This window comes from Streptomyces sp. NPDC050619, assembly GCF_040654815.1.
In the GTDB taxonomy this organism is placed as follows: domain Bacteria; phylum Actinomycetota; class Actinomycetes; order Streptomycetales; family Streptomycetaceae; genus Streptomyces.
Genome location: NZ_JBFAIR010000042.1, coordinates 1 through 26,983, shown reverse-complemented (window position 1 = coordinate 26,983; position 26,983 = coordinate 1). Strand labels below are relative to the sequence as shown.

Here is a 26,983-nt window from a genome sequence, read left to right as displayed (position 1 = left end):
TGGGCCCGCTTGGGTGGGGGCCGCTGAGGCTACGGCTGCTGGGGCTACGGCTACGGCTACGGCTGCTGCGGCTACGGCCGCTGGAGTTGCGTCCGCCGGGGCCGGGGCCGGGGCCGGGGCCGGGACTGGGACCGCCGAGGGTACGACCGCCGAGGCTCGAGCCACCGAGGCCACGCCCGCCGGGTCGGCCGGCCAGCGGTGCCGCGCACAGCGATGGTGCCGTGGCCTGCTCGCCGCCCTGATCATCGCCGCGGTCGTGGCCCCCCTCTCCGCCGCCGCGCAAGCACAGATCCCCGCCCCGGCCCCGGCCACCCTCCACCGGGTGACGGCAGCCACGCTGGACGAGGCGTACGCGGCGAACCGGGCCAATGCCGAGGAGGCGTCCCGCATGGCCGCGGCGCACGGCGACCGGGAGCGCGCCGCGGCCGACCGTGCCATGGCCGCCCCCGCCCGCCAGTACCTCGCATTCGACGGCCGCGGCGCCGGGCGGGCGACGGAAGTCTTCGGCGACCTCGCCCACGCCGACCGCATAGCGGTCCTGGTCCCCGGTTCGGACACCTCACTCGACACCTACGACCGTTTCCGCGCGACCGCGACAGCACTGCGGGAGCAGCTGACCCGGCAGGCCCACCACAGGGCACACGCACCGCGGTCGTGGCCTGGCTGGGTTACGAGACGCCGGGCACGGTCAGCGCGACGGTCATCACCACGGGCCGCGCCGAGCAGGCGGCCCCGCGGCTGCGGGAGTTCATACGGGACCTGCGCGGCATCGTCGGCCACGCGGCACAGGTCTCGCTGCTCTGCCACTCGTACGGCTCGGTCGTCTGCGGCCGGGCCGTTCCCGGCCTGGAGGTGGACGATCTCGCCCTGGTCGGCAGCCCCGGCACCGGCGCCGACTCCGCCGCGGCCCTGCACAGCCGGGCCCGCGTCTGGGCGGCCCGCGGCAGCGACGACTGGGTGCGCGAGGTCCCGCACGTCGAGGCCGACCTGTTCGGCACCACCGTCGGCTTCGGCACCGACCCCGTCACCCCGGCCTTCGGGGCCCAGGTCTTCGCCGCCGGCGACGCAGGCCACAGCGACTACTTCGCACCGGGCTCGGTTTCCCTGACCAACCTGGCCCGGATCGTCCTCGGCGAGACTTCGAAGGTGACCCGTGCGTGAGCCGCAAGAGCCGCAAACGATGCGTGAGATGAGCCTGCGCCGCACAGTCCTGCGCCGCACAGTCCCGCGCCGCACAGTTCCGCGCCACACATGGAAGGGCATACGACAGGGCGCCCACCGGGTCGACGCCGTCACCCCCGTAGAGCGGGACCGCGCGGTCGACGCCCTGCGTGCCTTCGCGATCCTCGGTGTGGTCCTCGGCCACTGGCTGGTGACCGCCCTGGTCGCGGACGACGGCGCGCTGCACACCGCGAGCCCGCTCCAGCACATGCCCTGGCTGGCCCCGATCTCCTGGGCCTTCCAGACACTCGCGGTGTTCTTCCTGGTCGGCGGCCACGTGGCAACCCGGGGTTACACCTCGGCGCGCGCCCGCGGCACGACGTACGCCCAATGGCTGACCGCCCGCTTGTCGAGACTGTTCAAACCGGTGGCGGCCGTGCTGGCCCTGTGGACGGTGACCGCCACGGCTCTCCTCCTCACGGGCGCCGAATTCGAAACGGTCCGCACGCTGGTCAAGTTGGCCCTGTCCCCCATGTGGTTCCTCCTGGTCTTCGCCGCCCTGACGGCGGCGACCCCGCTCCTGCTCCGGCTCACCCCGCTCTGGCCGCTGGCCGTCGTCCTCCATGTGGACCTGCTGCGCTTCGGCCTGGGCGGCCCGTCCTGGCTCGGCTGGGTGAACGTGGCGGCGGGCTGGCTGGTGCCGTACACGCTGGGCGCGGCCTGGACCCGTGGTGAACTGGACAGCCGCCGCGCGGGTTGGCTGCTGCTCGCCGGCGGCGCGGCGACCACGGCGGTGCTGGTCGCGTGGGCGGACTACCCGGCGTCGATGGTCGGTGTCCCCGGTGCCGGGGTCTCCAACCTCAACCCACCGACACTGGCCGCCGTCACCTTCGGCCTGGCCCAGTGCGGCCTCGCCCTGCTCCTGCGCGACCGACTGCGCAAAGCAATGACGCGCCCACTGGCCTGGTCGGCGGTGGCCCTGGTCAACCTCTCCGCGATGACGATTTTCCTCTGGCACCAGACGGCCCTGATGGCCACCACGGCCACGGGCCTCCTCGCGGGCCGCCTCTCCGGCCTGCACACCGTCCCCGACGACCTGGCCTGGGTCGCGGCCCGCCTGGCCTGGCTCCCGGTCTTCACCCTGGCCCTCGCGATCTGCTGGGCGGCCTTCCGCTCCTACGAACAGGGCCCGCGTCGCCGCCCCGACCGCCCGTCCCGAGTAGTCCGTGTCCACCACCGCCTCCGCTCCAGGCCAGCGGAGGCAACTCGAGATGCCTAGGGTCGAGGGCGTGAACAACGAAGGTGCAGCCGCCGACGGCGCGGGTGGGAGCACAGACCCGGCCGAAGGCCGGGTGTCCCCCAACGCACCTGCACCCGTACACACACCCACCCGCACCCGCCTACGCCAAAGCCTCGGCGCATCCCCCTCCCAACTGTCCCCACCCTTCTCCAAGTACCGCTGGCTACGCCTCCTGACCTACCTCGTGCTCCTCTGGGCAGCCCTCGGCATCTTCCTGGCCGGCGGCAACGAGATCAGCAGGAGCTACCACCTCAGCACCGCAACCGGTCTGTTGGCCGGCTCCGTCCAGGGCGCCGCGATCCTCCTGTCCGTCCGCTGGCCCGGCAGGGCCTGGGTCCTGTCCCTCGCCGGCACGATCGTGATCGCCCTGGTCGTACGCCCCACCCTCGGGGAAACCCCTCTCCCGGGCCCCAACTGGCCCTGGAGCACCCCCGCGGTCCTGGCCCACGCCCTCGTCCTCCTCTTCCTCGCCCTACGTCTGTCCACCCGCAGAACGCTCGGGGCGTTCGCGGCAACCGGCGTTGCGACCTTCGTCGTGCAGGGCGTCATCGGTGCGGTGCGGTACTCCGAGACCGGCATGGTCGCGATCTTCGTCTTCGCCATGACCGTCCTCGTCGGCATCGCCCTGCGCGGTCGCAGCGAGGCCCGCACCCAGCTCGTCGAGCAGGAGACGATCACGGCGGAGGAACGGGCCCGCCGCACCTTGCTGGAGGAGCGCAGCCGTATCGCGCGCGAGCTGCACGACGTGGTCGCGCACCACATGTCGGTGATCTCCATCCAGGCCCAGGTCGCGCCGCACCTGGTGGAGAACCCGTCCGAGGAACTGAAGGAGAACCTCGCCGGCATCCGGGACAACGCCCTGGAGGCGCTCACCGAGCTGCGCCGGGTACTCGGCGTCCTGCGCTCGGAGAATGCGGAGGATCCGTACGGCCTCGGGGAGGCCGCCACCGGATCCGCCCCCGACTCCCCGCAGCCCACGCTCGACCGCCTCGACGCCCTCATCGAGAACACCCGCGCCGCCGGACTGCACGTCGTCACCAGCATCGAGATCCCCGACGGAGGCCCGCCCACCTACCCGCCGGGCGTGGAGCTGTCCGCGTACCGGATCATCCAGGAGGCGCTCAGCAACGCGCTGCGGCACGCACCGGGCTCGACCGTGCGCGTCGAGATCCACCACTTCCCCCGCGGGCTGTACCTGGGGGTCATCAACTCCCGCCCGCAGCACACCGTCCCGCCCTCGCCGGGCGCGGGCCACGGCCTGCTCGGCATGCGCGAGCGCGCGGCGATGCTCGGCGGGCACGTCACCGCGACCAGGACACTGCAGGGCGGGTTCGCGGTCTCGGCGTTCCTCCCGAAGGACGGCGCGCGCGACGATGCATCCCCACCCCTGGACGTTGCGTCCCCACCCCCGACAGGAGAAGAGACCTCATGACGAGCGGCACCGGCGGCACCGGCGGCACCATCCGCGTACTCATCGCCGACGACCAGCAGATGGTCCGGCAGGGCTTCAGCGTGCTGCTCAACACCCAGCCCGGCATCGAGGTGATCGGCCAGGCGGTGGACGGCCTGGACGCGGTCGCCAAGGTCGGCGAACTCGCCCCGGACGTAGTCCTCATGGACATCCGCATGCCCGAGCTCGGCGGTATCGAGGCCACCCGCCGCATCACCGCCGAGCGGCCGGACATCAAGGTGCTGGTGCTCACCACCTTCGACCTCGACGAGTACGTGTACGAGGCGCTCAGAGCCGGCGCGTCCGGATTCCTGCTGAAGGACGCGTCCGCGGAGAAGCTGGCCGAGGCGGTGCGGGTGGTGGCGGCGGGCGACGCGCTGCTCGCACCGGGCATCACCCGGCGGCTGATCGCTGAGTTCTCCCGCCTGGACAACCGGCCCCGCGCCCCGGTCAAGGAACGTGTGGGCGGCCTGACGGAACGTGAGACGGAGGTACTCGCCCTGATCGCGCAGGGCCTGTCGAACGCGGAGATCGCCCAGCGGCTCGTCGTCGCCGAGCAGACGGTGAAGACGCACGTGGGCCGCATCCTGGTGAAGCTGGGCCTGCGCGACCGTACGCAGGCGGCGGTGTTCGCGTACGAGTCGGGCTTGGTGCGGCCGACCGGCTACTGACCGGCGCTGAGGCGGGGAAGAGGATGGCGCCACCGATGCCCTGCACCCGCGCGGGCCGCGAGTCGGCTACCGGCCTGCCTCGCCCTGGCTGTCGGTCTGTCGCGAGTCGGCTGCCGGTCTGCCTCGCCCTGGCTGCCGGTCTGCCCCGAGTTGGCTGCCGGTCTGCCTCGCCCCGGCTATCGGCCTGCACCGCCCCGGCTACCGCCCGCACCGCCCCAGCCACCGACCTGCACCGACCTGCACCGACCCGCCTACTCACCTCCCCTGCCTACTCACCCGCCCCGCCCCGCCTACTCACCCGCCCCGCCCCGCCTACTGACCTGCACCGACCCAATCCCCCGGCCCCGGCGGTACCCGTAGTACCTGAGAGGGAGGCAGAAGGACCCTTCTCACTGGTGACGCCCGCGACCCCCACCTCCGCCTACCGTTCTGTATGTGACCGAGACGACCCAGATCCACACCACGCCGCCGGGCGACGAGGCCAAGTCGCGCAGCCCGGAGTTCCGGCTGGCCGCGGACGCCCTGCGCGGGCTGCGGCAGGACCTGTTCCACGATGCCTTCGCCTACCGCCTGCTTCCTCGTATGCGTGTCGACGGCCGACTGACCAGGCGGTTGCCCGCGCACCTGCGGGAGTACGCGGTCTGGACGCCGCACGCCGTGATCGCCGTGGCCGCCCTGCTCGCCCTGGTCATCGCCACCGTCGACCAGGGCGCGGGCGTGCTGCTCGGCCCGCTCGCCGTGATCCCGATCCTGCTGACGATGGCCCGGCCGGTCGGAGCGTTCTGGCTGTCCATGGCGGCCACCCCGGTCGCTCTCCCGTTCGGCGACGCGTGGGGCGAGTGGCCGTGGCTGCCGGGCAGCTTCGCCTGCCATCTGACGGTGCTGACGGTCGTGGCCGTGCGCACCAGGCCGCGCACGGCCGCGTGGATGTGGACGCTGACCGCGGCGTACGGCATCTTCGCGGAAGCACTGTTCGGCTCGGGCCACTACTCCACCAACACCACCCCCATGCTGGTCCTCTCCGCACTGGTCCTGCTCTGCGTCTCCGTCTGGCACATCCGCCGTGAGGCCGAGCAGGAAGTGACCGCCCAGCAGACGGTGACCGCGCACGAGCGCTCCCGGCGCACCCTCCTGGAGGAGCGCACGACGATCGCCCGCGAGCTGCACGACGTGGTCGCCCACCACATGTCGGTGGTCGCCATCCAGGCGGAGGCCGCCCCCTACCGGGTGGAGAACCCGCCGCCGGAGCTGGAGCGCGCCTTCGTCACGATCAGGGAGAACGCGGTCGCGGCCCTCACCGAACTGCGCAGGGTCCTGGGCGTGGTCCGCGCCGAGGACTACGAGGCCCCGGACGCCCCGCAGCCGACCCTCGCCGACCTGGACGGATTGCTCGCCAATGTGCGGGACGCGGGGCTGGGCGTGGAGAAGACGGTGACCGGAGCGGTGCGCGAACTGCCGCAGGGCGTCGAGCTGTCGGCGTACCGGATCGTGCAGGAGGCGCTGAGCAACAGCCTGCGGCACGCGCCCGGCGCGGGCGCCCGGGTGGAGATCGGTTACGTACTCGGCGGCCTGGGCCTGCGCATAGTCAACGGCCCGCCGCCCGAGCCGTCCCTGGTGAAGCCCTCGCCCGGTGCCGGGCACGGCATCACCGGTATGCGGGAGCGGGTCTCCATGCTGAACGGCGAGATGACCGCGGGGTCGACGGACGAGGGAGGCTACGAGGTGGCGGTGTTCCTGCCGGTGGCCGCGGTGAGCGAGGGGGAGGCATGACGATCCGCGTCCTGGTCGCGGACGACCAGGTGATGGTGCGCGAGGGCTTCTCGGTCCTGCTGAACGCGATGCCGGGCATCGAGGTCGTCGGCGAGGCCGTCAACGGCCGGGAGGCGGTCGACCGGGTTCGCGAACTCGCCCCCGATGTCGTCCTGATGGACATCCGCATGCCCGAGCTGAACGGCATCGAGGCGACCCGGGAGATCGTCGCCGCCGACGGCGCCGCGAAGGTGCTGGTGCTCACCACCTTCGACCTCGACGAGTACGTGTACCAGGCGCTGCGGGCGGGAGCCTCCGGCTTCCTCCTCAAGGATGCCTCGGCCCGCCAACTCGCCGACGGAGTAAGGGTGGTGGCGGCCGGGGAGGCACTGCTCGCCCCCTCCGTGACCAGACGGCTGATCACCGAGTTCTCCAAGCTGTCCGAAACACCGCGCCTCATGCCCTCCGCACAGGCGGCGTACGGGGACCTGACCGAGCGGGAGACGGAGGTGCTGACCCTGATCGCGCAGGGCCTGTCGAACGCGGAGATAGCGGAGCGCCTGGTGGTCGCCGAGTCGACGATCAAGACGCATGTGAGCAGGATCCTGGTGAAGCTGGGGCTGCGGGACCGGACGCAGGCGGCGGTGTTCGCGTACGAGGCACGGTTGGTGACGCCGGGCTGAGCGGTCCGGCAGTACGGTGAGGGCATGGAACAGCGCATCACTTTGATCACGCTGGGGGTTTCCGATCTCGCCCGGGCCAAGGCGTTTTACGAGGCTCTGGGCTGGCGGGGGCAGGAGGTGGCGGAAACCGTCTTCTTCCAGGCGGGCGGCCTGGGGCTGGTGCTGTGGGACCGCGAGAAACTCGCGCAGGACTGCGGCGTGGAGCCGGGGGCGACGACGGGCGGTTTTGGCGGGATCGCCCTGGCGCACAACGTCCGCTCCGATGCGGAGGTCGACGCGCTGCTCGCAATGGTGGAGCGGGCCGGCGGGACCATCACCAAGCCCGCGGCAGTCAACGCCATCGGGTTCTACTCCAGCGCCTTCGTCGATCCGGACGGCCACGCGTGGGAGGTCGCTCACAACCCCGGGTTCCCGCTGGCCGAGGACGGCTCGGTCACCCTGCCCGACTTCGGCGCACCCTGAGCGTGCTCCGTCGAGCGTGCCCCCGGCGACTGTGCCCGGCGAGGGTGTCCCGGCCGGTGAGGCAATAGCACCCCTGGTCAGGCAGGGCGATGCCGGGCTAGCGTCCGGGCATGGCAGCTGCTTTCGACCTCGCGTTCGACCCATGGGACGCCGCGTTCGTCGCCGACCCGTATCCCGCCTACGCCGGGCTGCGTGCCCGGGGTCGGGTGCACTACTTCGAGCCCACCGACCAGTGGCTGGTGCCGGGGCACGCGGACGTCTCGGCCCTGCTGCGGGACCGTCGCCTGGGCCGGACCTACCAGCACCGGTTCACGCACGAGGACTTCGGGCGCACGGCACCCCCGGCGGAGCACGAGCCGTTCCACACGCTCAACGACCACGGGATGCTCGACCTGGAGCCGCCGGACCACACCCGGATCCGGCGCCTGGTGTCGAAGGCGTTCACGCCTCGCACGGTGGAGCAGCTCAGGCCCTACGTGACGCAGCTCGCCGGGAAGTTGGTCGACGGGCTCGTGCGGCAGGGCGGTGGCGACCTGCTCACCGAAGTCGCCGAGCCGCTCCCCGTGGCCGTGATCGCCGAGATGCTGGGCATCCCGGAGTCGGACCGGGCCCCGCTCCGCCCCTGGTCGGCGGACATCTGCGGGATGTACGAGCTGAACCCGTCCCAGGAGACGGCGGCGAAGGCGGTGCGGGCGTCGGTCGAGTTCTCGGAGTACCTGACGGAGCTGATCGCGGTCCGCCGCAAGGAGCCGGGCGAGGACCTGATCTCGGGCCTGATCGCGGCCCACGACGAGGGCGACCGCCTCACCGAGCAGGAGATGATCTCGACCTGCGTGCTGCTGCTGAACGCGGGCCACGAGGCCACGGTGAACGCCACGGTCAACGGCTGGTGGGCCCTGTTCCGCAACCCGGACCAGCTGGCGGCCCTGCGCGCGGACCACACCCTGGTCCCGTCCGCGATCGAAGAGCTGATGCGCTACGACACCCCGCTCCAGCTTTTCGAACGCTGGGTCCTGGACGACATCGAGATCGACGGCACGACGATCCCCAGGGGCGCGGAGATCGCCATGCTCTTCGGCTCCGCCAACCACGACCCCGAGGTCTTCCAAAGCCCCGAGAGACTGGACCTCACCCGCAAGGACAACCCGCACATCTCCTTCAGCGCGGGCATCCACTACTGCATCGGCGCTCCCCTGGCCCGTATCGAGCTGGCGGCATCGATGACGGCCCTGCTGGAGAAGGCCCCGGCACTCGGCCTGGCGGCGGAGCCGCGGCGCAAGCCGAACTTCGTGATCCGGGGGCTGGAGGGGCTCAGCGTCGAGGTCTGAAGCGCTGGAGCAGCGCCCAGCACCCGAGGGAGACGGCGGTGCCGCCGAGGACCATCAGGGGCAACTCGGCGTAGAGCACCCTCCAGTCGGGTGCCTGTTCGAAGCGCCAGAAGCGGCCCCGGACGTCGACGGACCACACCGCGAGTCCCGCGCCGGCGCCGACGGCGGCTGTCAGACACCCTCCGGCGGCCTGCATACGCTGTCCCATGTCCGGGATGGACGAGCGCGGGCCGCCTCGGGGTTCCGCCCGCCGGTCGTTCGCCAGGCCATGTCGTCAGGTCACGCCTTCAGGCCATGTCGTCAGGTCACGTCGTCAGGTCATGCCGTCAGGTCATGCCATCAGGCCACCGCGTCAGCTCACCGCGTCAGCTCACGTCGTCATGTCCCGCCGCCGCAGCCCCGCCAGTCCCACCCCGGTCAGCGCGACCGCCAGCAGCAGAAGGACCAGCACCGGTCCCCACTCCATCCCCCCGCCCGGCAGCTTCGGCAGGTGCCCGAACGGCGACACGTCCAGCACCGTCTGCGGAACGTCCAGCGCGGGCCCGACCCAGCCGATCAGCAGCACCGCACCCGCGACACCCCAGGCCGCCACCGCCGCCCGCGGGGCCACCCCGTGCAGCAGGACCGTGAGCCCGCCGATGACCCACACGGCCGGTACCTGCACCAGGCACGCCCCGAGAATCGGGCCGGCCTCCTTGCCGTACCCCATGGCGAAGCCCAGTCCGGCGAGCAGCATGATCAGCACGGACCCGGCGAAGGCGATCAGCAGATGTCCGCTCGCCCACCGCAGTCGGCCGATCGCGTTCGCGAGCACGGGTTCCGCCCGCCCGGACGTCTCCTCGCCGTGCAGTCGTAGCACCGAGGCGACGATGTACAGGGCGGCGATCAGGCCGAGCATGCCGATCATCGCGGACAGGAACGCGTCCGTCAGCCCGGCCTGGCCGCCCATGCGCTCGATGATCTCGCGGTAGTTGTCGTTGTCGCCGACGAGGTCGGCCGCGCCCTCGGTCAGCCCGCCGTAGACGACCCCGGCGAGGAAGAAGCCGATGCTCCAGCCGAGCACGCTGCCGCGTTGCAGTCGCCAGGCCAGCGCCGCCGCCGACCCGAGGCGCCCGAACGCCGGTCCCGGCCGCGCGGGCAGGAAGCTCATGCCGACGTCCCGGCGTCCGGCGAGTTCGTAGGCGACGGCCGCCTGAACCGCCACGGCCGCCGCGAACAGGAGCAGCACCCACCAGCGTTCGTCCGCGAACGGCCGCAGGTTCTCCAGCCAGCCGATCGGTGACAGCCAGGTCAGGACCGACGAGCCGTCGTCCGTCGCCGAGTCGCCCGCCGCGCGCAGCACGAACGCGGCACCCAGCACGCCCGCCGTCAGGCCGCGAGCCAGGCGCGCGCTCTCCGTCAGCTGGGCGACGATCGCCGCCATCGTGGCGAAGACCATGCCCAGCCCCGCGATCCCGAGCCCGAACGCCAGCGCACCCGAGGCCCCTTGGCCGGCCAGTCCGGCCGTCATCAGCAGCGCCAGGACGGTGTTCGCGACCGCCGCCGTCAGCAGCGCCGCCGTCAGGGAGGCCCGGCGGCCCACCATGCCCGAGGCCACCAGTTCCTGGCGCCCGCTCTCCTCCTCGTCGCGGGTGTGCCGGACGACGATGAGCAGGGCCATGACGGCGGCCAGGGCGCCCGCGTACACGCCGGCGCGCCAGGCGGTCAGCGCGCCGAGCGAGTCACCGAAGACCGGGCCGACCATCGCGCGCAGGGACGGGTTGGTCTCCATCTGCTGGATCAGGTCGGCGCGTTCGGCCGGGGTGGCGTACAGGCCCTTCAGGGTGCCTGGCATGGACAGGACCATGAGCCCGTTCACCGCGACCCAGATCGGGATCATCACGCGGTCGCGGCGCAGCGCGAAGCGCAACAGGGTGCCGGTACCGGCCAGTTGGCGGGAGCCTCCGGACCGTACGGCGAACGTCGTGGCGGTCGTCGTGGCGGTCATCGCGCGGACACTTCCTCGCGTACGTCTTCCTGGTAGTGCCGCATGAACAGCTCCTCCAGCGTCGGCGGCGTCGACGTCAGCGACCGCACGCCCGACTCGCTCAGCGACCGCAGTACGGCGTCCAGCTTGTCGGTGTCGACCTGGAGGCGGACGCGACGACCCTGTACGTCGAGGTCGTGGACGCCGGGCAGGTGCGACAACCCGTCGGGGGCGCCCGCGAGTTCGGCGGTCACGCTGGTGCGCGTCAGGTGGCGCAGTTCGGCGAGCGAGCCGGTCTCGACCGTGCGGCCCTTGCGGATGATGCTCACCCGGTCGCAGAGTTCCTCGACCTCGCTCAGGATGTGCGAGGACAGCAGGACCGTGCGGCCCCGGTCCCGCTCCTCCTCCACACACCTGCGGAAGACGCCCTCCATCAGCGGGTCCAGGCCCGAGGTCGGCTCGTCCAGGATCAGCAGGTCGACGTCCGAGGCGAAGGCGGCGACCAGGGCGACCTTCTGCCGGTTGCCCTTCGAGTACGTCCGGCCCTTCTTGGTCGGGTCCAGCTCGAACCGCTCGATCAGCTCGGCGCGGCGCCGCTTGTCGAGGCCGCCGGCGCGCAGCCGGCCGTAGAGGTCGATGACCTCGCCGCCGGAGAGGTTGCGCCACAGGGTCACGTCCCCGGGGACGTACGCGATGCGGCGGTGCACCTCCACCGCCTCCGCCCAGGGATCGCGGCCGAGGACCTGCGCGGCGCCCGAGTCGGCGCGCAGCAGGCCGAGCAGGACGCGGATGGTGGTGGACTTGCCGGCTCCGTTGGGGCCGAGGAAGCCGTGGACCTCACCGGTCTCGACGTCCAGGTCGAGGCCGTCGAGCGCATGCGTCCTGCCGAACGACTTGTGCAGTCCGGAGACGGTGATTGCCTTCGTCATGCTTCAGAACGTACGCTTCTTTCAGAAATTTGTGAAGTTAAGGAAGCGCATGAAGCCCGGTTAGGATGAGCGCATGAGCGAATCAGCCGAGGTCGAGGCCGGGACCGGGACCGGCACCGGGGCCGCCGGGCGGGACGCGGAGGCCGTGTCGAAGTTCGTGGAGGCCTTCGCGGCCCAGATGGTCGAGGCCGGCATGCAGCGGATGGCCGCCCGGGTGTTCGCCGCACTGCTCGCGTCCGACTCCGGCGCCATGACCTCCGCCGAACTCGGCGAACAGCTCCAGGTCAGCCCGGCCGCCGTCTCCGGTGCGGTGCGGTATCTCGCGCAGGTGCACATGGTCTCGCGGGAGCGCGAACCCGGCTCGCGGCGCGAGCGGTACCGGGTGCACAGCGATCAGTGGTACGAGGCGCTGACCAACCGGGACACCATCCTCAAGCGCTGGGAACAGACCCTGCGCGAGGGCGTCGACAGCCTTGGCGCCGCGAGCCCCGGCGGCCGGCGGATCGCCGAGACGCTCGCCTTCTTCGAGTACCTCGAGGGCGAGCTGGGCCGGCTGATGGAACGGTGGCGGGAGCACCGCGAGAAGACCTTCGGCCAGGGCTGATCGCGAAACCACGGTTCCACGACAGCTTGGACAGGGGGGACTATCTTGTGCACACCTTGATCAAAAGGAAAGGCACCCCCCACATGAGCACTCGGCGTTATCTCTCCCCGGACGAGGCCATGATGGCCGCGTCCGACACCTGGCTCATCTTCAGTTCCTGCACCCTGCGCGGCGATCTCGACCCGGCCTGTCTGGCCAAGGCGCTCGCCGTCGCCGTCGCGGCACACCCCGCACTCAGCGCGCGCACTGACCAGGACGACAACGGCCCCTTCCTCACCCCCTCCGAACCGCCCGAGCTGCGGGTCGTCCCGGCCGCCGCGCCCGGCAGCGTCGAACAGGAGATGAACGCCCCTCTGAAACCCGGCGGGCCACTGGTGCGGGCCGCCCTCTTCCTCGGTGACGACGAGCACGTCTTCACGCTCCTGCTCAACCACGCGATATCGGACGCCACCTGCATCGTCGCCATCCAGCAGGACCTCTGGCGCACCTATACGGCACTGGTGGCGGGCCCGGCCGACGACGTCGCCACGCCTACCGGAGCAGAACCGGCCCACGCCCGCCCGTCCTTCCCGGTATCCCGGGACTCCCGTATGCCGCACATCCCGGAAGCCGAGATCGAGTCCTACGTCGACCGCCTCACCGCCCGCATCGCCGCCCTCCCGGCCCCGCTGGAGCGCCCGCCCACCCCGCCCGTGCTCGCCACCGGCAGCTGCGAGGTCCAGCGCATCATCCTCTCCCCCGAGGAGACCACCGGGCTGCTCGCCGCCGCCCGCACCGAGGGCATCTCCCTCCAAGCCGTCGTAGCCGCCTCCCTGCTCACCGCCGCCCGCATTCAGTCCGCCCGGCTGACCGGCAACAACGCCCCCGCCACCATGACCTGTTACTACCCGGTCGACCTGCGCTCCCGGCTGGACCCGCCGGTCCCGCAGGAGGAGTTCTTCTGCTGCGTCGGCGCCTGGATGGACCTCTTCGACGTTCCGGCCCCGACCGGCGACGGCCCCCCGCTGGACCTGGCCCATGCGGTCGCCTCAGGACTCGCCGGCGCCTTCGAGAGGAACGAGATGCTGCTGCACACCGCATCCCTCTCCCGGCTGCTGGCGCACCCCATGCTGCTCGACCTCGACGTGATCCTCTCCAACCTCGGCGTCATCGCCCGCCCGGTCACCCCGGCGGGCCTCGACATGACCGAGTTCCGTTTCATGTCGGTCGCCCGCCCCGGCGAAAGCGGTCTCGTCGTCGCGGCCCACACCATGGACGGCCGGCTCACCCTCGACTTCTCCTACGACACCCACATGTTCAGCACGGCCCGTATGCACGCCACGCTCGCCTCCGCGCGCGCTGCCCTGGGTTCCTTCCTCGGCCTTTCCGACAGCGGCGGCCCCACGCCGGTGGCGGCCTGAGGTCCTCGCTCGGCAGCCATCGCCTGCGTTCGGTGCGGTGATGCCCGGACACCCTGCCCACCATGACCGCCAACGGCGAGACCCGCAGCTCGACTTTGTCTCGGAAGGCCGTCTGGTGCTGAGCCGGCGGGGCGCGAATCGGATCAGCTCAGTTGTGGTGGGACCCAGGCGTGGTGGCGAAGGATCATGTGCGTTGCGGCGCGGGAGGGTGTCAGCCGCATCGCCGTGTTCCGCAGGGCGACGGCCAGTGGGTGGGAGAGCTGCTGGCCCATCCGCCCGGCCTGCCGGGCGGCCCGCGCGACGGCCTGGCTGCGCGGTCGGCGCTCGGCGTCGTAGCGAGCGAGCGCGGCGTCAACGGTGGGCTCGGTGGCGAGCGCGGCGGCCAGGGTGATCGCGTCCTCCAGCGCCTGGCAAGCGCCCTGTCCGAGGTTGGGCGTCATCGCGTGTGCCGCGTCGCCGAGCAGCGCGGTCCGGCCGACCGTGTACGAGGGGAGCGGTGTGCGGAGTTCGTTGACGTCGTGGTGCAGCACGGCGCCGGGCCGGGTCGCGTCGAGCAGGGCGGGAATCGGGCCGTGCCAGGTGTGGAATCGTCTGCGCAGTTCGGCCAGTGGGTCGGCGAACCGCGTCCCGGCGGGGAGGTTGAGGACGGCGTGCCACTCGGCCCGCCCGTCGTGGAAGGCGATGTGCCCGAACTCGGCCCCGTGCCCCCAGGTCAGCTCGAAGTCGGTGCGCAGGTCGACCGCCTGCTCGGTGATGGCGCGCAGCACCGTCGAGCCGCTGTAGACCGGGCCGGGGTGGGCTGGGAAGAGATGGCTGCGCACTTTGCTGCCGATGCCGTCGGCCGCCACCACTAGATCGGCGTCCAGGACCGTGTCGCCGCAGCCGACTCGAACCGTCCCGGGGCCGATCTGCTCGACCGAGTCCGCCTCGGAACCGATCAGCAGTGCCTCGGCGGGCAGGGAGTCGCGCAGCAGTCGGTGCAAGGTGAAGCGGGGGATACCCATGATCGGTGCGCCCACCGCCTTCTCCAGCGCCGAGCCGTCCATCCTGGCCAGCCAACCGCCCTGTGGCGTGCGAGTGCCGCCGTTGTACTGGCCGCGCGAGGCATCCCGTACCGCCTCGCCGACGCCGAGTTCGTCCAGTGCCCGCAGGCCGTTTGCTGCCAGTGAGATGCCCGCCCCCGCGTCCTCAAGCATGGACACGCGCTCGACGACCGTTACTTCCCATCCGATGCGGCGCAGGCCGATCGCGGCGGCCAGTCCGCCGATACCCCCTCCGACCACCACTGCCGTGTTACCCATCCCGAAGCCTCAATTCCTTCTACATCTGTAGAAGGAAACTCTATCTGAGGCTCTACAGGTGTAGAAAGGAGCCATGGCTTCGGATCGACGCACCCTCCTCGCGGACGCGGCTCTCGACGTACTCGCCGACGTAGGGATCCGCGGCCTGACCCACCGTGCGGTCGATCGCAAAGCGACCATGCCGCCCGGCACCACGTCGGCCTACTTCCGCACCCGAGCCGCGCTGCTCACCGCACTGGTCACACGCCTGGTCCAACTCGACCAGGCAGAACTGCAAATGATGGCCGAAGAGCTTCCACCTCTGCGCACCGTCGAGGAACTGGTGGACGGCATGGCGCTGCTCACCCGACATCGGCTCACCAGCGAGGGCCGCCGCCGCTCGCTCGCTCGCTACGCGTGCGCCGTCGAGAGCGTGCGTGACCCTGAGCTGCGCGAGATCCTCGTACCCCGCGAGAACGCCGGCCGCGAGGCCGTCCGACTGTTCCTCACCGCGCACGGAGTGACGGACGTCGAGAATCGCACTCACATCCTGCTGACCTGCATCGACGGACTGGTCTTCGACCGGCTGGTGAGCGGCGGAGAAGTACCGCGCGAGGCCCTTGAAGGCCTGGTCGCGGCCGCCCTACGTGAGGACCCGGGCATCCACGGTCCCGCTCGAACTGGCCTGCAGCCTCATCTGTCTCCGCCGCCCACGCGCTCATTCTGAAGCGATCGGTTATCCAGGGACGTGGGCGTGTACCAAGAGGGTTCCCAGGTCCTCCGGTTCCGGGGCTTTGACGACCTGGGCGTCGATGTCGGTGAAGCCGTACCGCTTCAGGATGTCCGCCCAGGTCTCAGGGGCGTACTGCCAGCGCCGTACGGTCAGTTCGCGCTCGCGCCCTTCGAGCCACTTGCCCCGCATCTGCTGCGGACCGTAGGAGCCGACGACCGGTTCGGCCTGCGAGAACGCGAAGACCCCGCCGGGGGCCAGTCGCTTGAAGACGCACGGGAACAGGTCCTCGGGGTCCGTGAACCACACGGCTCCCCATACGGAATAGATCGCGTCGTACTCCGCAGGGACCGACGAGAGATAGGCGCAGGCCTCGCTGTGGACGAAGGACAGCCCGGGAGTCCCCTTCCACCAGGCACGGGCGCGTTCGACCTGGACGGCGGAGAAGTCGACACCGGTCACCTCGACGCCCAGGCCGGCCAGATGGGCGGCTTCCTTGCCCTCCGCCGGTCCGAGCTCCAGCGCGCGGCGGGGATGGCCCAGGACTTCGGCGCCGGGTCCGTGCCCTGGGTACTGGGTCCAGTCGAACCGGTCGGCCTGCGGTGCCGGTTGTGTGCCCTCGCCCTTGTAGGGCTTGTACTTGTCCCAGTATTCGGCCGGTGTCATGGGGGCTTGGGGCATGAGGCTCCTCGGGAGGGCGGAGTGACCGGTGTTCGTTGAGCTGGACACGGTATCCCTGGCCCTCCTCACGCGTCGGCGAATGACACCACCTCACCCGGACGCGCACGTGAGAGGCCCGGGAGCGTCACGAACGCTCCCGGGCCCGATCGGGTTCGGATCAGTGACAGTTCGATCCCGGACTGCACGGCCCGCACTTGCCGTAGTCCCGCTCCCAGAGCTTCCAGTCCACGTCGAAGCCCGCCTCCGCGATGATCTGCGCGGTGCGCTCCACCGAACCGTCGTACTTGAACTCGATCTCCGGGATGTGCTCCAGGAACCTGCCGTCGAAGTGCTCGGCGCAGAACTCGCGGTAGTTCTTCGTGTCCAGGATGAAGACATGGACCGCGAGGTCGACGAGCCGACCGCAGCACATCTCCAGGCCCTGGCCCCATTTCTCCATGGCAGTGATCAGGTACGAGACCGCCGCACCGAACAGCCGGTTGGCCATCACCTCGTCCACGGGGTGGTCCCGCATCAGGAGCTGGATCTCCCGGTCCCACACGTCGCGCTTGACGTAGGCCCGAGGGTCTCGGACCTTGGTCTCCGTTGCTGTCGTCATGCTGTCCTCCGTGGCGTCGCCTGGGGCCCTGCGCCCTGAGCGGGCCCGTGTTCGTACGACACCACTGGCTGACGGCGGATGGTGGTCAACTGGCTTGCCATGCAAGCTCTTTGCGTATTCTGCACACGCCATCGACACCCCCTCACAGTGCTGGCTACCGTGGATTGGCCGGCACCGGCCAGGGGGAGGCGCGATGCGTACCTTGGACCCGCTGTGGAATTCCGCCCAGGCCCGTACGTTCGTCGACCGCCAAGACCCCGGAGGACTCATCCGTATGGGCCGAGTCGGGAGGGGGTGGCGGCAGGCGGACCTCGGGGAGCGTCTGGGGTGCTCCGCCTCCACCGTCTCCAGGATGGAGCAGCGCAGCAGCCGGACCACAGATCTGCACCTCCTGCGTCGTGCCGCTCAGGAGGTCGGCGTGCCGCCCCATGTTCTTGGTGCGGCACTCGGATTGAACGTGTTGCAAGCCACTAAAGTGGCGGCCGACGGTCCACGACGTGCCAAGGAGGACCCCATGCGCCGCCGGACCCTGCTCGCGGCCGCCGGGCTCGCGGCCCCCGCCCAGCTCCTCGCCGGCGTGGACGACGCCCTGGCGGTCACACCCGAACCGACCGGCTCGACAGTGCCGCTCGACACGCGCCTTGCGCGGGCTCGCTCTCTCTTCGACGCAGGCCGACACGCCGACCTCCTCGAAGCACTCCCGGGGCTTCTCGCCGACGCTCAACACGCCGCCCGGTCTCGGAGCGACCTCGCACACGCCCGCCTCTCGTCCTGCTACAGCCTGGCCGCCCAACTCCTCGTCAAGATCGGCCGCTACGACCGGGCACGCCTTACTGCGGACCGTGCCACCGTCTACGCCGAACTCTCCGGTTCTCCACTGGCCGCCGCCGCTGCCGCCCGGGAACTGAGCATCGTCCTGCGCCACCAGAACCAGCAGGGCGCTGCACAACGCCTGATCCTGGGCGCAGCCGACAAGGTCGAGGCCACGGGGCTGACGACCCCCGCCCAATCGGCGGCCTACGCACAGATGCTGTGCACCACGGCCTACACGGCCGCACGGGCCGGTGACCGGGACCAGGCCCTGACCATGATCCGAGAGGCCACCCAAGCTGCTCGCAGGCTCCCGCAGCAGGCTCCGCCGGGTCGGCTTTTCCCCATTACCCCAGCGGCCGTCGATCTCTACGGAGTCGGTGTTCACTGGGCGTTGGGAGACGCCGGGGCCGCCATCGAGGCAGGCCGGGCACTGCACCCGGGCCAGTTCGCCACGGCTGAGCGCAAGGGGCGTATGCATACCGATCTCGGGCGTGCGTGGTGGCAGTGGGGCAAGCCGGAGCAGACGGCGGGCGAGTTGCTCTCCGCTCTGCGCGTCTCCCCCGGCGAGGTCCGCGACCGCCCGGCAATCCGGCAGATCGTCAGCGACCTGTCCACGCGACACCCGAGGGTGAGCGGCGTCCGCGAACTCGCCGCAGCGACGGGCATCCGCAACGCGGCACCTCCGGAGCGGTAGTCATCGGGGCGGGGTGCTCTGCCGGGTCAGGCGTACGGCTCGTTTCGCCTCGCGGTGCCTGGCGCCCAGCCGCAACGAGTGGTGACAGGAGATCCCCGCGAGGCGGCAGGCGCCCCGGCAGGCGACGACGTGGACGAGCCAGTCATGGAAGGTGGCCATGACGGGGTCGTCGGGCCGCGTTCGTTCCTCACTCATGCCGGCCGCTCCTCGCCCAGGTACGCCGTGACGTACGGCCGCACGATGTCTCCTACGTCCATGGACACGCGCTTCGCCCGCGCGGGCGGACTCTCCCAGTACGGGTCACGGGCGAGGGGCGGCAACCATCGCCCGTGCTCGGCCCGGTAATGCCACGAACGTGCTGACCAGCGGCGCCAGCGGGCGTCGTGCGGGCTGGGCAGGGGCGGGCAGGTGTTCTGCTTCGTCTGCTTCAACGGGACTCCTCGGGGAGGAGGAAGTACGCCCACACACACTTCGTGAACGGGCGCAGTTCGTGCCCCCAGCGCGACGCCAGCCCGGCGACCAGGAGTAACCCGCGTCCGCCGGTCTCTTCCTGGTCATCACCCGTGCGCGGCACCGGAATCCGCTCCCGGTCCGGGTCGGACACCTCAAGCAGCAGTCCACAGCCCCGGATTGAGATCGTCACCTCGACCTGGGCGAGCGATACACGGCAGTGGCGTACGGCGTTCGTCACCAGCTCAGTCGCGACGGTGGCGACGTCGTGGGCGAGTTCGCCGTCGAGGGCCCAGTCCTTGAGGATGCGCTGCACCTGGGCTCGGGCCTCCGGCACGTGTCTTTTGCGTTTTGGGATGCGGAAGGTGTCGCTGCGCGGGTGGCTGGTGAGTGCGGTGGGCATAGCGGGCGGTACCCCCTGACGTGTCGCCAAGACTGCGCCCCTGAGCGGCGCGTGCTCCGAAGCTAGGGCCAAATCTGAGACTTGCACAACAGGAACCATTGAATACATGCAGCAGTGTCGCTCGATCGTGTGATGTCGTCCTAGGGTTGACGTCCGGTATGGCATGGTTGCCGGAGCAGAGGGGAGGGCACATGCCCGCAGGTGGACGGCCGACTGTGCGCAGCAGGCGCCTGGGTTCGGCGCTCAAGAATTACCGACAGGCCGCCAAGCTTGATCAGCCGCAGGCTGCCGAGGTGATCGCCTCAAGTCAGGCCAGGATCAGCCGCATTGAGAGCGGGCATGCGACGCCTCGCATCATCGAGGTACGGCTGCTGCTGGACGCGTACGGCATCACGGACCAGGAAGTCCGCGACAAGCTGGAGGACTTGGCCAAGCACTCGAAGAACCGCGGGTGGTGGCTCGAACATGCGGCACACCTACGGCCTGACTACCTCGATCACATCGCGTTGGAGGACGACGCGACGTACATCCGGGAATGGCAGCCGGTTCTCGTTCCGGGGCTCCTGCAAACGCCTGCCTATGCAGAGGCGTCGATTGCCGCAGGACCCAACTACATCTCCCCGGAACGGTTCGCACACTTGGTCAAGGTGCGTGCGGGGCGGCAGGCCAGGATCGATGAAGGCGGGGTGTCGTACTCGGCCATCCTCTGGGAGGCGGTCATCGCGCACCCATTGATGGGCGTCGAGATTCACCGTGAGCAACTCTCCGCGATCCTTGAGATCGGGAAGCGGAAGAACGTCACCGTGCAGGTGCTGCCGTTCAGCGCAGGGGCACTCGCGGGCTCGACTTACGCCTTCTCCTCCTTTAGCTTCGACTCCGAGCCGACCGTCGAAGCCGTGACCATGGAGAACCTGCTGGGCACGTCGATCATTGAGCCGCCGGAGGATCTTGCACGCTACGGCAACGCTTACGACATGCTTCGGTCGGCAGCACTGTCACCGGACGCAAGCGCGCGGCTTATTCAGAGCGCACTGCGAAGCACCAAGGGAGACGCATCATGACCGAGGTCGTAGGTCCCTTCGGGACATCGTCGTACTCCTCGCAAGAAGGCAACTGCGTCGAGGTCGCCGTCACCGCCACTGGCGGCCGAGCCGTACGCGACAGCAAGAACCAACAGGGCCCCTCCCTCTACCTCAGCCCGGAGGGATGGGGCGCCTTCCTGGCCGGCGTGAAGGCGCCCAACTGACATAGCGTTACCGCTCCTTCGTCTCCTCCAGCACCGTCCGCCCGATCAGCGCGTACCGCGACGGATCCCGTCGCTTGAGGTACTGCGCGTACCCGACCCCCACCGCCGCGACCAGCGCCACCAGCCACGGCGTCGCCTTCAGCACCAGCGAACCGGACTCCGTGCCCGCCGCCGCGCCCATGTTGGACACCAGCAGGACGACCACCCCGAGCATGGCCACCCCGCCCACCAGCGGGGCGGTGAAGGTCCTGAACCAGTGCCGGCTCTCGGGGTGGTGGGTGCGGAAGTACGCCAGGACCGCGAAGGAGCACACGGCCTGTACGACGAGGATCGCCATGGTGCCGAGGATGGCGAGGAGGACGTACAGACCGGCGTACGGGTCCTTGCCCGCGATCCAGAACGCGGCGATCAGTACGGCGCTGATGATGGTCTGGACGAGGCCCGCGATGTGCGGGGAGCCGTGGTGTTCGTGGGTGCGGCCGATGGTGTTCTTCAGGGAGGGGAGGACGCCCTCGCGGCCCAGCGCGTACAGGTAGCGGGCGGCGCAGTTGTGGAAGGCCATGCCGCAGGCCAGTGAGCCGGTGATCATCAGCCACTGCATGACGACGACCGCCCAGTGGCCGACGTACTGCTCGGTGGGGTTGAAGAACAGGGCGAGCGGGTTCGCGGAGGAGGCGGCGGCGACGGCTTCCTTCTCGCCGTTGCCCGTGATGGCCATCCAGGAGACGAAGACGTAGAAGACGCCGACGCCCAGGACCGAGATCATCGTCGCCTTGGGAATGATCTTCTTCGGGTCGCGGGACTCCTCGCCGTACATCGCGGTCGACTCGAAGCCGACCCACGACCAGAAGGCGAAGAAGAGGCCGAGCCCGGCGGAGGTGCCCTGGAAGGCGTTGACCGGGTTGATGGGCCCGAAGGTGAAGCCGTGCGGACCGCCGCCGTGGAGGGCGACCGAGATCGCCATCGCCGCGAGGATCGTCACCTCGGTGGCCAGCAGGACGACCAGCAGCTTCTCGGCGAGGGCGATGCCGAACCAGGTGCCCATCGCGTTGACGGCGAGCATCAGGATCGCGAAGGCCCACCACGGCACGCTCAGCCCGGTCTGGTCCTCCAGGGTCGTCGTCGCGAAGACCGAGAAGATGCCGATCAGGGCCGGCTCGAAGACGGCGTACGCGAAGGTCGCGAGCAGTCCCGAGGCCAGACCGACCGTGCGGCCGAGGCCGTAGGAGATGAAGCCGTAGAAGGCGCCGGTCGAGGTGATGTGCTTCGCCATCGAGGTGAAACCGACGGAAAAGATTGCCAGGACGACCATTGCGACGAGGTAGCTCGCCGGGGCGCCGATGCCGTTGCCGGACGACACGATGAAGGGCACGTTGCCGGTCATCGCGGTGATCGGCGCGGCGGTCGCGACGGCCATGAAGACCACGCCGAGCAGGCCCACGGCATTGGGCTTGAGCCGGTGGACGCTGCCGTCTTCGGTTGTCTTCGCCGCTGGGGCGACTCCCTCGTCCACTGCCATCGGGCTGGCCCCTCTCCATGCTGTTCGGCTGCTGAGCTGAACCGGAACTCTGTAGGCGGAATGAGTCGAGCAAGGGTCTCGGGACGTTAAATGTTTGTCAACCAGACCTTTAGAAATCTGGAGGCAACACGAGGTTCGTACGGTCACCGTCATGAGCACCTACACGTCCACCCTCGGCGGCGAGAGGCACCGCTTCGACTCGCTCGCCCGTCTGCTCGCCGCCGCGAGCCCCGAGCGCTCCGGCGACCGGCTGGCCGGCCTGGCCGCCGACAGCGCCCGCGAGCGGGTCGCGGCGCGCTGGGCGCTGGCGGAGGTGCCGCTCGCGACGTTCCTCGCCGAGCCGGTGGTCCCGTACGAGACCGACGACGTGACCCGGCTGATCCTCGACACCCACGACCCGGCGGCCTTCGCGCCCGTGGCCGGGATGACGGTCGGCGAGTTCCGCGAATGGCTGCTGTCCGAGGCGGCGGACGCGACCGCGCTGGCCGCCGTGTCGCCCGGCCTCACGCCCGAGATGGTCGCGGCGGTGTCCAAGCTGATGGGCAACGCGGAGCTGGTGGCCGTGGCGCGGAAGGTGCGCGTGGTGACCGCCTTCCGCTCGACGATCGGCCTGCCGGGACGCCTGGCGACCCGCCTCCAGCCCAACCACCCCACCGACGACCCGGCGGGCGTGGCCGCGGCCCTGCTCGACGGCCTGCTGCTCGGCTCCGGCGACGCGGTGATCGGCATCAACCCGGCGACGGACAGCCCGAAGGCCGTACGGGATCTGCTGGAGCTGCTGGACGGAGTGATCGCGCGGTACGCGATCCCCACGCAGTCGTGCGTGTTGTGCCACGTCACGACGAGCATCGACCTGATGGAGCGGGGCGCGCCCGTCGACCTCGTCTTCCAGTCCATCGCGGGAACGCAGGCGGCGAACGCCTCCTTCGGCGTCACGCTGCCGATGCTGGACGAGGCGTACGAGGCGGCCCAGACCCTGGACCGGGGCACGGTCGGCCGCAATGTCATGTACTTCGAGACCGGCCAGGGCAGCGCCCTGTCGGCGGACGCGCACCACGGCGTCGACCAGCAGACGGTGGAGGCGAGGGCGTACGCGGTCGCCCGCCGCTACGACCCCCTGCTGGTGAACACGGTCGTCGGCTTCATCGGCCCGGAGTACCTGTACGACGGCCGCCAGATCCTCCGCGCCGCCCTGGAGGACCACTTCTGCGGCAAGCTGCTCGGCCTGCCGATGGGCCTGGACATCTGCTACACGAACCACGCCGACGCCGATGACGACGACGTGGCGACCATGCTGACCATGCTGGGCGTGGCCGGGGCGTCCTTCGTGATCTGCACCCCGGGCGGCGACGACATCATGCTCAACTACCAATCCGCCTCGTACCACGACGCGTTGTACCTGCGAGAGGTGCTGGGCCTGCGCCCGGCACCGGAGTTCGAGGCATGGCTCGCGTCGATCGGCCTGCTGGACGAGCGGGGGGCGATCCGGGACGTGTCCGGTACGGCCCACCCGCTGACGGCGATCGGAAGGGAACTGGCCGCATGAGCCAATCACCGGTTCAACCAGCCGCTCAACTACCCACTCCCGCAGGGGACTTGGCGCTCTGGTCGGCCCTGCGCCACCACACCCAGGCCCGGATCGGCCTCGGCCGGGCGGGCTCCGCCCTCCCGACCCGGCACCGGTTGGAACTCCAGGCCGCGCACGCGGCGGCGCGGGACGCGGTGCACTCGCCGTTCGACCCGGACACGGTCGCGGCGGGGCTCACCGGGCTGCCGACGGTACGGGTCCGCAGCGCGGCCCCCGACCGGCTCACCTACCTCCAGCGCCCGGACCTGGGCCGACGGCTCGACGCCACGGACCGCGCGCATCTGCCGACGGGGGAGTGGGACACGGTGTTCGTGATCGCCGACGGGTTGTCGAGCCGGGCGGTGCACGAGCATGGGGCGGCGGTGGTACGCGCGACGACGGCTCACCTGCCGTCCGACTGGCGGGTGGCCCCGGTCGTCCTGGCTGAGCAGGCCCGCGTGGCCCTCGGCGACGACATCGCCCACGCGATGGGCGCGGCGATGGTGGTGGTCCTGATCGGGGAACGCCCCGGGATGTCGGCGGCCGACTCGCTGGGGGCCTATCTGACCTACGGCCCGAACCCCGGCGTCACCACGGACGCCGACCGCAACTGCCTGTCCAACATCCGGCCACCGCGCGGACTGACCTACGAGACGGCGGCGGGGAAGCTGGCGGCGCTGATGGGGCGGGCGCGGGAGCTGGGGCTCACGGGGGTGGGGTTGAAGGACGAGTCGGACGCCCTTCCTGCGGGGGCGGGTCAGTCCGTGTAGGGCTTGAGCTGGTCGGGTGACCGTCGTCGATGAAGGGTCATCGGTGACCGTCGTCGATGAACGGTCATCGTGCCACCGGCAACGTCAGCCCCCAAGCCCCTTCCCGCACCACCCACGTCCGCGTCCGTACCGGCCCCGACACCACCGCGTCCGCCCGGTAGCGGAAGTCCGCGCCGGAGACGGTCACGATGCGCCCCGACGCCAGCAGCGGTGAGGCCTCCGCGCCCACCGAGGCCGGCCGGACCTCGATCTCGGCCACGCCCGCCGCGCCCGGTGTCACCGACACCGCCGCCACCGGCTGGTCGAGGTCCACGAGGGTGACCCCGTCGACCTCCACGCGCAGCCGGGAGGGTCCGGGGCCGGGGACGGGGGTGTCGCGGGCAGGCCGGACGGGCACCAGCGTCCGTACGAGCGACTGGCAGGTCCGTAGCCAGGGGTGCGCCTCGGCCGTCGCAGCCGTGTCGGATCCCGCCACCACCGGCGGAATCCGCAACGCGCCCAGCACCACCCCGTCGCTCTCGTCGATGAGCAGATCCAGCCGCCGTTCGACCCCGTCCAGGACCGCCCGCGCCGCCGCCACCGTCCCGGCCGGCACCCCCAGCGACCGCGCCAGCGACAGCGCACCGCCGACCGGTACGACCGACAGCCCGCACTCGGCCAGCTCCCGCTGCCGGTGCAGCAACGCCACCGTCCGGACCAGCGCACGGTCGTCGCCGATCACTACCGGCCGCCGCGACCCCCTCCGCGACAGCATGCGCGCGAATTCTTCCGGACTGTCGGGAAGACAGACCTTCGTATGCGCCGCACCCCCGCTGAGCACGTCTTTCGCGATCCGGACGGCCTCTCCGTCCGCCCGCCGGGCAACCGGATCGATCACCACCAGCAACTGATCGGACGTCGCGAAAGTCGCCACCTCGGTCCAGCCTCGCTTCCTCGGGTAGCATCTTTGTGCAAGAGCCCCTTGCGCTATTGCGCCAGGGGCTTCGTCTATTCCGGGGCATCCGGTCCGACGGGTCGCGACCAACGAAGGTCGCCGGTGTACGAAACAGGCTGTGCGAGGCACAGTCAATGGCTCGTACGCCCCTGACCTTGGACATGCCCCGCCCGGAAGGGGTGTACGCGCGTGCCCGCACTTGTGCTGCTCGGTGCTCAGTGGGGTGACGAAGGCAAGGGAAAGGCAACCGACCTGCTCGGTGGCTCGGTGGACTATGTGGTGCGCTACCAGGGCGGCAACAACGCCGGCCACACGGTAGTCGTGGGCGATCAGAAGTACGCCCTCCACCTCCTCCCTTCCGGAATCCTGTCCCCGGGGTGTACCCCGGTCATCGGCAACGGTGTCGTCGTCGATCCGTCGGTCCTGCTCTCCGAGCTGAGCGGACTCAACGACCGCGGCGTCGACACGTCCAAGCTCCTCATCAGCGGAAACGCTCACATCATCACGCCGTACAACGTGACGGTGGACAAGGTGACGGAACGCTTCCTCGGAAAGCGGAAGATCGGGACCACCGGCCGCGGTATCGGCCCGACCTACGCCGACAAGATCAACCGCGTAGGCATCCGGGTCCAGGACCTCTACGACGAGTCGATCCTCACCCAGAAGGTAGAGGCGGCCCTGGACGTCAAGAACCAAATCCTCACCAAGCTCTACAACCGGCGCGCGATCGCCGTCGACCAGGTGGTCGAGGAGCTGCTGGTGTACGCCGACAAGCTCGCGCCCTACGTCGCCGACACGGTCCTGGTCCTCAACCAGGCCCTGGAGGCCGACAAGGTGGTCCTCTTCGAGGGCGGCCAGGGCACCCTGCTCGACATCGACCACGGCACGTACCCCTTCGTCACCTCCAGCAACCCCACCGCCGGCGGTGCCTGCACGGGCGCCGGCGTCGGCCCGACGAAGATCAGCCGGGTCATCGGCATCCTGAAGGCGTACACGACCCGAGTCGGCGCGGGCCCGTTCCCCACGGAGCTCTTCGACGAGGACGGCGAGGCGCTGCGCCGCATCGGCCACGAGCGCGGTGTCACCACCGGCCGCGACCGCCGCTGCGGCTGGTTCGACGCGGTGATCGCCCGGTACGCCACCCGCGTCAACGGCCTCACCGACTTCTTCCTCACCAAGCTGGACGTCCTGACCGGCTGGGAGGAGATCCCGGTCTGCGTGGCGTACGAGATCGACGGCAAGCGCGTCGAGGAACTCCCGTACTCGCAGAGCGACTTCCACCACGCGAAGCCGGTCTACGAGACCCTGCCGGGCTGGTCGGAGGACATCACCAAGGCGAAGTCCTTCTCCGACCTGCCGAAGAACGCGCAGGACTACGTCAAGGCGCTGGAGGAGATGTCCGGCGCACCGATCTCCGCGATCGGGGTGGGGCCGGGGCGGGACGAGACGATCGAGATCAACTCGTTCATCTAGTACGCACGGGTGTGCCCCCCGTCCGGTGGGCGGATTCTTGGGGTCCTCGCAACACCTGACGGTCTACGTGGCCGTCAGTAGATCACGCAGGCGCTCGGCTGGGGTTTTCCAGCCGAGCGTTT

The 26,983-nt window shown here is 70.5% G+C and carries 27 protein-coding genes and 1 pseudogene; 17 read left to right on the top strand and 11 right to left on the bottom strand.

Annotation, left to right across the window (positions count from 1 at the left end; all coding sequences use genetic code 11):
• The first annotated feature begins 388 nt into the window (after positions 1–388).
• From AB0I77_RS44255 to AB0I77_RS44220, 8 genes and pseudogenes are all read left to right on the top strand, one after another.
• Positions 389–1,161 (top strand): annotated as a pseudogene (locus AB0I77_RS44255) (alpha/beta hydrolase).
• A gap of 19 nt (positions 1,162–1,180) precedes the next feature.
• Positions 1,181–2,440 carry an acyltransferase gene (locus AB0I77_RS44250; RefSeq protein WP_363288554.1) on the top strand — a complete coding sequence of 420 codons (1,260 nt, stop codon included), beginning with the start codon at positions 1,181–1,183 and terminating at the stop codon, positions 2,438–2,440.
• Positions 2,441–2,594: 154 nt separating this feature from the next.
• Positions 2,595–3,893 carry a sensor histidine kinase gene (locus tag AB0I77_RS44245; RefSeq protein ID WP_363288618.1) on the top strand — a complete coding sequence of 433 codons (1,299 nt, stop codon included), beginning with the start codon at positions 2,595–2,597 and terminating at the stop codon, positions 3,891–3,893.
• Positions 3,890–4,582: a response regulator transcription factor gene (locus AB0I77_RS44240; RefSeq protein WP_363288553.1), complete on the top strand. Its 693-nt coding sequence runs from the start codon at positions 3,890–3,892 to the stop codon at positions 4,580–4,582. The genes AB0I77_RS44245 and AB0I77_RS44240 overlap by 4 nt, the downstream gene beginning before the upstream one ends.
• Before the next feature lie 435 nt (positions 4,583–5,017).
• Positions 5,018–6,352: a histidine kinase gene (locus AB0I77_RS44235; protein ID WP_363288552.1), complete on the top strand. Its 1,335-nt coding sequence runs from the start codon at positions 5,018–5,020 to the stop codon at positions 6,350–6,352.
• Entirely contained in the window at positions 6,349–7,014 is a 666-nt protein-coding gene (locus AB0I77_RS44230; protein WP_363288551.1) for a response regulator transcription factor, read from the top strand. The genes AB0I77_RS44235 and AB0I77_RS44230 overlap by 4 nt, the downstream gene beginning before the upstream one ends.
• A 24-nt stretch (positions 7,015–7,038) precedes the next feature.
• Positions 7,039–7,476, top strand: coding sequence for a VOC family protein (locus AB0I77_RS44225; protein WP_363288550.1), 438 nt, complete (start codon positions 7,039–7,041; stop codon positions 7,474–7,476).
• 110 nt (positions 7,477–7,586) lie between these two features.
• Positions 7,587–8,804 carry a cytochrome P450 gene (locus AB0I77_RS44220; RefSeq protein ID WP_363288549.1) on the top strand — a complete coding sequence of 406 codons (1,218 nt, stop codon included), beginning with the start codon at positions 7,587–7,589 and terminating at the stop codon, positions 8,802–8,804.
• On the opposite strand, the gene AB0I77_RS44215 is transcribed toward AB0I77_RS44220, so the two are convergent.
• The 3 genes from AB0I77_RS44215 to AB0I77_RS44205 all read right to left on the bottom strand — a co-directional run bounded on the left by AB0I77_RS44215 (position 8,788) and on the right by AB0I77_RS44205 (position 11,699).
• Positions 8,788–9,012, bottom strand: coding sequence for a hypothetical protein (locus tag AB0I77_RS44215; protein WP_363288548.1), 225 nt, complete (start codon positions 9,010–9,012; stop codon positions 8,788–8,790). The two genes, AB0I77_RS44220 and AB0I77_RS44215, sit on opposite strands and share 17 nt — an antisense overlap.
• Before the next feature lie 162 nt (positions 9,013–9,174).
• Positions 9,175–10,791, bottom strand: coding sequence for an ABC transporter permease (locus AB0I77_RS44210; RefSeq protein WP_363288547.1), 1,617 nt, complete (start codon positions 10,789–10,791; stop codon positions 9,175–9,177).
• Positions 10,788–11,699 carry an ABC transporter ATP-binding protein gene (locus AB0I77_RS44205; RefSeq protein WP_363288546.1) on the bottom strand — a complete coding sequence of 304 codons (912 nt, stop codon included), beginning with the start codon at positions 11,697–11,699 and terminating at the stop codon, positions 10,788–10,790. The genes AB0I77_RS44210 and AB0I77_RS44205 overlap by 4 nt, the downstream gene beginning before the upstream one ends.
• A 73-nt stretch (positions 11,700–11,772) precedes the next feature.
• Between AB0I77_RS44205 and AB0I77_RS44200 the strand changes: the two genes are divergently transcribed.
• Both AB0I77_RS44200 and AB0I77_RS44195 read left to right on the top strand, forming a co-directional pair.
• Positions 11,773–12,303, top strand: coding sequence for a MarR family transcriptional regulator (locus AB0I77_RS44200; protein ID WP_363288545.1), 531 nt, complete (start codon positions 11,773–11,775; stop codon positions 12,301–12,303).
• An 83-nt stretch (positions 12,304–12,386) separates the two neighbouring features.
• Entirely contained in the window at positions 12,387–13,703 is a 1,317-nt protein-coding gene (locus AB0I77_RS44195; RefSeq protein WP_363288544.1) for a hypothetical protein, read from the top strand.
• Positions 13,704–13,846: 143 nt separating this feature from the next.
• On the opposite strand, the gene AB0I77_RS44190 is transcribed toward AB0I77_RS44195, so the two are convergent.
• The gene (locus tag AB0I77_RS44190) at positions 13,847–15,004 is read right to left on the bottom strand and encodes an FAD-dependent monooxygenase (protein WP_363288543.1); all 1,158 of its coding nucleotides are present in this window, start codon (positions 15,002–15,004) and stop codon (positions 13,847–13,849) included.
• A 73-nt stretch (positions 15,005–15,077) separates the two neighbouring features.
• Between AB0I77_RS44190 and AB0I77_RS44185 the strand changes: the two genes are divergently transcribed.
• Entirely contained in the window at positions 15,078–15,710 is a 633-nt protein-coding gene (locus tag AB0I77_RS44185; RefSeq protein WP_363288542.1) for a TetR family transcriptional regulator C-terminal domain-containing protein, read from the top strand.
• Between the two features lie 9 nt (positions 15,711–15,719).
• On the opposite strand, the gene AB0I77_RS44180 is transcribed toward AB0I77_RS44185, so the two are convergent.
• Together AB0I77_RS44180 and AB0I77_RS44175 are read right to left on the bottom strand one after the other, a co-directional pair.
• A complete protein-coding gene (locus AB0I77_RS44180) occupies positions 15,720–16,394 on the bottom strand; it encodes a class I SAM-dependent methyltransferase (RefSeq protein ID WP_363288541.1) in 675 nt (224 codons plus the stop codon).
• 157 nt (positions 16,395–16,551) lie between these two features.
• Positions 16,552–16,992, bottom strand: coding sequence for a hypothetical protein (locus AB0I77_RS44175; RefSeq protein ID WP_363288540.1), 441 nt, complete (start codon positions 16,990–16,992; stop codon positions 16,552–16,554).
• Between the two features lie 193 nt (positions 16,993–17,185).
• Between AB0I77_RS44175 and AB0I77_RS44170 the strand changes: the two genes are divergently transcribed.
• Positions 17,186–18,499, top strand: coding sequence for a helix-turn-helix transcriptional regulator (locus AB0I77_RS44170; protein WP_363288539.1), 1,314 nt, complete (start codon positions 17,186–17,188; stop codon positions 18,497–18,499).
• On the opposite strand, the gene AB0I77_RS44165 is transcribed toward AB0I77_RS44170, so the two are convergent.
• The 3 genes from AB0I77_RS44165 to AB0I77_RS44155 are packed head-to-tail and all read right to left on the bottom strand — an operon-like array spanning position 18,500 to position 19,352.
• Positions 18,500–18,694 (bottom strand): hypothetical protein, encoded by a 195-nt coding sequence (locus tag AB0I77_RS44165; RefSeq protein WP_363288538.1) that lies wholly within the window; start codon positions 18,692–18,694, stop codon positions 18,500–18,502. It abuts the gene before it with no gap.
• Positions 18,691–18,930, bottom strand: a complete 240-nt coding sequence (locus AB0I77_RS44160; RefSeq protein WP_363288537.1) for a hypothetical protein — start codon at positions 18,928–18,930, stop codon at positions 18,691–18,693. Before AB0I77_RS44160 ends, AB0I77_RS44165 begins: the two co-directional genes overlap by 4 nt.
• Positions 18,927–19,352, bottom strand: a complete 426-nt coding sequence (locus AB0I77_RS44155) for an ATP-binding protein (protein WP_363288536.1) — start codon at positions 19,350–19,352, stop codon at positions 18,927–18,929. Before AB0I77_RS44155 ends, AB0I77_RS44160 begins: the two co-directional genes overlap by 4 nt.
• 191 nt (positions 19,353–19,543) lie before the next feature.
• On the opposite strand from AB0I77_RS44155, the gene AB0I77_RS44150 reads away from it, so the two are divergent.
• Both AB0I77_RS44150 and AB0I77_RS44145 read left to right on the top strand, forming a co-directional pair.
• Positions 19,544–20,413 carry a helix-turn-helix transcriptional regulator gene (locus tag AB0I77_RS44150; protein WP_363288535.1) on the top strand — a complete coding sequence of 290 codons (870 nt, stop codon included), beginning with the start codon at positions 19,544–19,546 and terminating at the stop codon, positions 20,411–20,413.
• Complete coding sequence (locus tag AB0I77_RS44145; RefSeq protein ID WP_363288534.1) at positions 20,410–20,598, top strand: DUF397 domain-containing protein; 189 nt, start codon at positions 20,410–20,412, stop codon at positions 20,596–20,598. Before AB0I77_RS44150 ends, AB0I77_RS44145 begins: the two co-directional genes overlap by 4 nt.
• 7 nt (positions 20,599–20,605) lie before the next feature.
• Here AB0I77_RS44145 and AB0I77_RS44140 read toward each other — a convergent pair whose 3' ends face one another.
• Positions 20,606–22,117, bottom strand: coding sequence for an APC family permease (locus tag AB0I77_RS44140; RefSeq protein WP_363288533.1), 1,512 nt, complete (start codon positions 22,115–22,117; stop codon positions 20,606–20,608).
• Between the two features lie 151 nt (positions 22,118–22,268).
• Here AB0I77_RS44140 and AB0I77_RS44135 point away from each other — a divergent pair, with 151 nt between their 5' ends.
• Together AB0I77_RS44135 and eutC are read left to right on the top strand one after the other, a co-directional pair.
• On the top strand, positions 22,269–23,663 hold the full coding sequence (locus tag AB0I77_RS44135) for an ethanolamine ammonia-lyase subunit EutB (protein ID WP_363288532.1): 1,395 nt from the start codon (positions 22,269–22,271) through the stop codon (positions 23,661–23,663).
• Entirely contained in the window at positions 23,660–24,454 is a 795-nt protein-coding gene (gene eutC / locus AB0I77_RS44130) for an ethanolamine ammonia-lyase subunit EutC (RefSeq protein WP_363288531.1), read from the top strand. Before AB0I77_RS44135 ends, eutC begins: the two co-directional genes overlap by 4 nt.
• A 64-nt stretch (positions 24,455–24,518) precedes the next feature.
• Here eutC and AB0I77_RS44125 read toward each other — a convergent pair whose 3' ends face one another.
• Positions 24,519–25,367 (bottom strand): diacylglycerol kinase, encoded by an 849-nt coding sequence (locus tag AB0I77_RS44125; RefSeq protein WP_363288530.1) that lies wholly within the window; start codon positions 25,365–25,367, stop codon positions 24,519–24,521.
• 210 nt (positions 25,368–25,577) lie between these two features.
• On the opposite strand from AB0I77_RS44125, the gene AB0I77_RS44120 reads away from it, so the two are divergent.
• The gene (locus AB0I77_RS44120) at positions 25,578–26,861 is read left to right on the top strand and encodes an adenylosuccinate synthase (RefSeq protein WP_363288529.1); all 1,284 of its coding nucleotides are present in this window, start codon (positions 25,578–25,580) and stop codon (positions 26,859–26,861) included.
• Positions 26,862–26,983: the final 122 nt, after the last annotated feature.

Excerpts from the sequence above, each read along its gene's own strand:
- AB0I77_RS44175 (WP_363288540.1), bottom strand. The coding sequence starts at position 16,992 with ATGACGACAGCAACGGAGACCAAGGTCCGAGACCCTCGGGCCTACGTC.
- AB0I77_RS44200 (WP_363288545.1), top strand. The coding sequence starts at position 11,773 with ATGAGCGAATCAGCCGAGGTCGAGGCCGGGACCGGGACCGGCACCGGG.
- AB0I77_RS44225 (WP_363288550.1), top strand. The coding sequence starts at position 7,039 with ATGGAACAGCGCATCACTTTGATCACGCTGGGGGTTTCCGATCTCGCC.
- AB0I77_RS44135 (WP_363288532.1), top strand. The coding sequence starts at position 22,269 with ATGAGCACCTACACGTCCACCCTCGGCGGCGAGAGGCACCGCTTCGAC.
- AB0I77_RS44145 (WP_363288534.1), top strand. The coding sequence starts at position 20,410 with ATGACCGAGGTCGTAGGTCCCTTCGGGACATCGTCGTACTCCTCGCAA.
- AB0I77_RS44205 (WP_363288546.1), bottom strand. The coding sequence starts at position 11,699 with ATGACGAAGGCAATCACCGTCTCCGGACTGCACAAGTCGTTCGGCAGG.
- AB0I77_RS44170 (WP_363288539.1), top strand. The coding sequence starts at position 17,186 with ATGCGTACCTTGGACCCGCTGTGGAATTCCGCCCAGGCCCGTACGTTC.
- AB0I77_RS44155 (WP_363288536.1), bottom strand. The coding sequence starts at position 19,352 with ATGCCCACCGCACTCACCAGCCACCCGCGCAGCGACACCTTCCGCATC.
- AB0I77_RS44190 (WP_363288543.1), bottom strand. The coding sequence starts at position 15,004 with ATGGGTAACACGGCAGTGGTGGTCGGAGGGGGTATCGGCGGACTGGCC.
- AB0I77_RS44150 (WP_363288535.1), top strand. The coding sequence starts at position 19,544 with ATGCCCGCAGGTGGACGGCCGACTGTGCGCAGCAGGCGCCTGGGTTCG.
- AB0I77_RS44180 (WP_363288541.1), bottom strand. The coding sequence starts at position 16,394 with ATGCCCCAAGCCCCCATGACACCGGCCGAATACTGGGACAAGTACAAG.
- eutC (WP_363288531.1), top strand. The coding sequence starts at position 23,660 with ATGAGCCAATCACCGGTTCAACCAGCCGCTCAACTACCCACTCCCGCA.
- AB0I77_RS44195 (WP_363288544.1), top strand. The coding sequence starts at position 12,387 with ATGAGCACTCGGCGTTATCTCTCCCCGGACGAGGCCATGATGGCCGCG.
- AB0I77_RS44240 (WP_363288553.1), top strand. The coding sequence starts at position 3,890 with ATGACGAGCGGCACCGGCGGCACCGGCGGCACCATCCGCGTACTCATC.
- AB0I77_RS44165 (WP_363288538.1), bottom strand. The coding sequence starts at position 18,694 with ATGAGTGAGGAACGAACGCGGCCCGACGACCCCGTCATGGCCACCTTC.
- AB0I77_RS44220 (WP_363288549.1), top strand. The coding sequence starts at position 7,587 with ATGGCAGCTGCTTTCGACCTCGCGTTCGACCCATGGGACGCCGCGTTC.
- AB0I77_RS44215 (WP_363288548.1), bottom strand. The coding sequence starts at position 9,012 with ATGGGACAGCGTATGCAGGCCGCCGGAGGGTGTCTGACAGCCGCCGTC.
- AB0I77_RS44230 (WP_363288551.1), top strand. The coding sequence starts at position 6,349 with ATGACGATCCGCGTCCTGGTCGCGGACGACCAGGTGATGGTGCGCGAG.
- AB0I77_RS44210 (WP_363288547.1), bottom strand. The coding sequence starts at position 10,791 with ATGACCGCCACGACGACCGCCACGACGTTCGCCGTACGGTCCGGAGGC.
- AB0I77_RS44140 (WP_363288533.1), bottom strand. The coding sequence starts at position 22,117 with ATGGCAGTGGACGAGGGAGTCGCCCCAGCGGCGAAGACAACCGAAGAC.
- AB0I77_RS44185 (WP_363288542.1), top strand. The coding sequence starts at position 15,078 with ATGGCTTCGGATCGACGCACCCTCCTCGCGGACGCGGCTCTCGACGTA.
- AB0I77_RS44250 (WP_363288554.1), top strand. The coding sequence starts at position 1,181 with ATGCGTGAGATGAGCCTGCGCCGCACAGTCCTGCGCCGCACAGTCCCG.